The following is a 4058-nucleotide window of genomic DNA, read 5'->3' on the forward strand; positions in this document are numbered from 1 at the left end:
CTAGCCGAGACCCCACAGGCGCTTGTGCCGAGGAGGCTTGGCAGACAGTCGGCGGAAAGGGAGCGGATTTCTGGAATCAACTGGAATGTTATTTTAAGAAAAAACCGTAGGCTGGACTCATCCCAAACAAGTTGAAACTAAGTTATCCTTCATGGTTTTATACTGTAATCCTTAATGGGTGAAGAGATATACGACACTCCAGCCGAATGGCTAGCCGAGACCCCGGAGACGTTTACTTTGATGCGGCTTGGCAGATAGCCGTCGGAAAGGGAGCCGACCTCTGGAATCAACTGGAATATCAATAATGAATGAGTACACAAAAAATGAATCTTTTGCTTTTAATAACCGTATATATAAAGGAAGAAAGAAGGTGGAATATATGTCGGAAATTAAAAGAAGCAATAGCAAAGCGATTGTATCATTGATCATGGGGGTATTATCCCTGTTTATTCCAATCATCGGCATCATATTAGGTATTTTAGGGTTAATATTTGCATCGAAGAGTAAACAAGAAATGAACCTTACTGGTGAATCTGGAAATGGTTTAGTGACAGCTGGAAAAGTGTGCAGCATTATAGGAATAATCTTGAATGTTCTCATGATTTTGATTTTCATGGTGTTTTTTTATTTCGTAGTCAATACGGACATATCAACCTATTGAATGTAAGTATTAACTTGACAAACAAAGAAAAGTAATTTAAACCTATATAAAATGGAAATTCATGTTATAATTATTATAAATATCTAAATATCGTATGAAGGGATGATATTTTGACCATTCAAATCTTTGAGTACCCAGCCGTATTCTATTATGAAAAGCACCCGTTGATTATCGACTCTTTTTCCGTTCAAGTTTGTTTCCCGGATTTTAGGCGAGAAGGAATTATTTCTTCCGTTAGCGGTAGGAATCGGGTAGATGCCTTAGCTTGTGCTCAAGAACTGTTGGAATCCATGGTCGAACATTTTATACACGATAAAAAAACAATCCCGGATGCAAGCGAAATGGAAAAGGTGAATCTGGATCGGGGAATTAATATATGTGAGGCTGCACCCTTCAGAATTGAAATAGAAAATATCACATATGAAAAATAAAAAAACCTTGCCGGTTAAAGGACAAGGTTTTTATTTTGGATTACTTGAATTTGTAACCCGGAATGTCAGACCAGTACATACATATTATTTTTTTAGTAAGCTGAAGTCGATAGTGATAATAGTGCCACTTCATAAAATATAAAAAAACCATCATTACCTGTAAAAGGAATGATGGTTTTTAGTTTCACTAAAAAAATCCCCATTTAATTATTTTTGGGGAAAGGATATTGCGTTCTTTATAACGAATATGTATAGTATAGGTAACATGGGTAAAAAGTATCAATAGTTATATATTTTGGAGGTGTGTGTGTGAAATATTATATAGCATCAGACGAAAAAAATTTGAAGCAAGTAAAATCATTGATCAAGAAATTGACTTCAAAAGGATTTACTTGTGTGAATGACATGAATTTAATTACGAATGATGAGAAAAACCAAATAACGGACGACATTGGAGAATATGAAAAAAAGGGGATAGAGGAAGCCGATTTCATGCTAATCTTCCTAACCGCAGGAAAAGGTAATCTATATGAGCTTGGCTATGCTTTATCTTTAAATAAGAAAATAATTGTATATTCGCCTGAGAAAGACAATTATCATATTAATAAAAAATCAATATTTCATAATCTGCCCGAGGTAACAATCTGCAGCGGGACCTTTTATAAGCTGGTTAAATTGATACATACGCTCTCTCCGGAAGGATCTGAACAAGATTCACTGCATCTTAAATAAATGTCAAATGTAAAATTTTAAGGATACCCTCTAATAAAATTTCTTTTGAACGAATTGTTTAAAGTATTAAAAATGAGGGTAAAGACCATTAAAAAAGGGAGAGGACTGTTTTGGCCATTATTGATATCGACCAATTATTGTTAGCCACTGAAGCGATAGCAGAAGAGTCAGTTCCATTCCATCTTGATACATTTGACATCGATGAACTTTTAGATAATACGGATAATTGGAATTGGTAAAGAAAAGCATGCCCATAGAGGATATGCTTTTTTTAAAGCCTGATTACATGTACGAAAATAATACAAGAAACCAGGCAGGTGGAGATATTTTAACGATTGGATAAAGTTAAAACCTGCGTCCTTTTACGAATCCTAAAATCACAAACATCGAAATGGTGCCGATAACAAAAATTGCTTTAATGGAATTCACTAGAATTTCATCGTACATTTGTATTACCTCCTTGTATGTAATGACAGTGCGATTATGATTAGCTGTTGATGTATAAATTATAACATAAAGTCAATATCTGTTGGTGGAAAATTAAAGACGATATGGGGAATAATGTATAGGGTGTACAGTTAAAATATAAAAAAGATATCCTCTAATCAGTGGATATCAGTGAGAAAATTATTTAAGTCCTAGTGCTTTTTTTGTTTTTGGTCCGACGATTCCATCAGAAGTAAGTTTTTTGGACTTTTGGAATTTCTTTACGGCTGTTTCGGTGTTTTTTCCAAATGACCCATCTACTCCTTTAGTGCTGTATCCAAGTTTAGTTAATCTTTTTTGCAGTTCGATAACTTGGGGGCCACTGCTTCCTTTCTTCAGGGTAGCGTTTGTATTTACCGGAAGGCTCCCAGATCCGCTCACTTTAAATCCATTCGTGGCAGCTATGTTGGCAAATGATTTATTCGAACTGGCAATCAATACTACAGTGTTCATTCTCACCCTATCGTAAAGCCATTGTACATCATTGTTATACATACGAATACAACCGGCACTTATATATTTCCCGATGGTTGTAGAATCATTATTGCCGTGTATTGCGTACGTATTTCCTGGTGTATTCCTTGCATTGATCCCCAGCCATCTTTTACCTAGAGGGTTTTTTGGGTCTCCGCCTCTGATGTTGCCTTTATAATAGGGTCGATTCACAATCTTTGTCACTACTTTAAACTTTCCTTCAGGAGTGTAGGAGGCTTTCTTACCTGTCGCCACGATGAATACCCTCACCAATTTATCATTTTCGTAATAGGCAAGCTGATTATTGGCTTTATTGATGATGATCAGTTGTCTTGCTGCCGCACCTGAAGTATTACTGAACCCCAAAAAACTAAAGGCGAAAATCAAAATAAATACAATTAATTTTTTCATGTTTTTCCCCGTCCCTCATTTAAGCAACCTACATTTACACATATACTATCCTATGCATGAAGTGAGGCTAAAGTGACGATTTTTTAAAATAAGGGTAGACTAATTAACTATGGGGAAAGTCAAACTTAGATCCAATTTCACTTTTATGCATATCAAAAGAATGATGGGCACTATTTTTGGCCATATTACATACATTATTGAAGTGAAAGCGGAGGTGGGTAAGATTTGTCACGCCTAAAGGTGGAGGACTATCTAGAACAAGGCATCCATGGTCCAAAAGAAATCAAGGCTGGTGAACGAAGGGAGTTTCTAGGCACATTACGGGAACGCGTAGTCATCGTCCTAAAAAGAAGCCAAGTCTTTGAAACGAATGTATACCCGGAGATAGAGCAAATGATGAAGCAGTATCCCCATTCAAAGTTGTTTTTAAATGGGCAGATGGACTATCAATATCTAGGAAAATATATTAAATTGGCAATGAGTCATGATATTCCTTACAAAATCGTCCTAAACAAAGATCATAACTCCGATTTGGGTCTGGTGTTAGCGGAAAGTAACGCCATAAACAAAGAAGAAATTTATATACAGAAACAAATTCATGCCCAGCAAGTCATCAAAAAGAAAAGCTTCACAGCCTTTTTTAAACGCTGTGTTAAAAAATTATTAAAAAAACGTTGATGTAACTATCAACGTTTTTAGTTTGTCTACAAAAAAAGGGGGGGGAATGGACTATTCCGGACCATGATAGTAAGACTAGGTTTTCCATAATGGTTTTTAGTGATTTATGAAATGGAATGGAACTTTTTTTGAAAGAAAAAACACCCCGTAAATGTTAGTTTGGTGTCTAACATTTACGGGGCAGT

General features: G+C 35.8%; 6 protein-coding genes. 5 read left to right on the forward strand and 1 reads right to left on the reverse strand.

What is annotated here, in order from left to right:
* The first annotated feature begins 379 nt into the window (after positions 1–379).
* The 4 genes from ADA55_RS17785 to ADA55_RS31055 all read left to right on the forward strand — a co-directional run bounded on the left by ADA55_RS17785 (position 380) and on the right by ADA55_RS31055 (position 2063).
* A complete protein-coding gene (locus ADA55_RS17785) occupies positions 380–661 on the forward strand; it encodes a DUF4190 domain-containing protein (protein ID WP_063577730.1) in 282 nt (93 codons plus the stop codon).
* Positions 662–771: 110 nt separating this feature from the next.
* Entirely contained in the window at positions 772–1092 is a 321-nt protein-coding gene (locus tag ADA55_RS17790; protein ID WP_048686335.1) for a type II toxin-antitoxin system HicB family antitoxin, read from the forward strand.
* Positions 1093–1380: 288 nt separating this feature from the next.
* A complete protein-coding gene (locus ADA55_RS17795; RefSeq protein ID WP_260088850.1) occupies positions 1381–1824 on the forward strand; it encodes a nucleoside 2-deoxyribosyltransferase in 444 nt (147 codons plus the stop codon).
* 110 nt (positions 1825–1934) lie between these two features.
* Positions 1935–2063, forward strand: coding sequence for a hypothetical protein (locus tag ADA55_RS31055; RefSeq protein ID WP_260088845.1), 129 nt, complete (start codon positions 1935–1937; stop codon positions 2061–2063).
* 388 nt (positions 2064–2451) lie between these two features.
* Here ADA55_RS31055 and ADA55_RS17800 read toward each other — a convergent pair whose 3' ends face one another.
* The gene (locus tag ADA55_RS17800) at positions 2452–3195 is read right to left on the reverse strand and encodes a L,D-transpeptidase family protein (protein WP_048686339.1); all 744 of its coding nucleotides are present in this window, start codon (positions 3193–3195) and stop codon (positions 2452–2454) included.
* A 225-nt stretch (positions 3196–3420) separates the two neighbouring features.
* Here ADA55_RS17800 and ADA55_RS17805 point away from each other — a divergent pair, with 225 nt between their 5' ends.
* Positions 3421–3873, forward strand: coding sequence for a YueI family protein (locus tag ADA55_RS17805; RefSeq protein WP_048686341.1), 453 nt, complete (start codon positions 3421–3423; stop codon positions 3871–3873).
* The last annotated feature ends 185 nt before the right edge of the window (positions 3874–4058 follow it).

Source organism: Bacillus sp. 220_BSPC (assembly GCF_001054655.1).
Classification (GTDB): domain Bacteria; phylum Bacillota; class Bacilli; order Bacillales; family DSM-1321; genus Peribacillus; species Peribacillus frigoritolerans.

Bases quoted from the DNA above. Each gene is read 5' to 3' on its own strand.
- ADA55_RS17800 (WP_048686339.1), bottom strand. From the start codon at position 3,195: ATGAAAAAATTAATTGTATTTATTTTGATTTTCGCCTTTAGTTTTTTG.
- ADA55_RS17785 (WP_063577730.1), top strand. From the start codon at position 380: ATGTCGGAAATTAAAAGAAGCAATAGCAAAGCGATTGTATCATTGATC.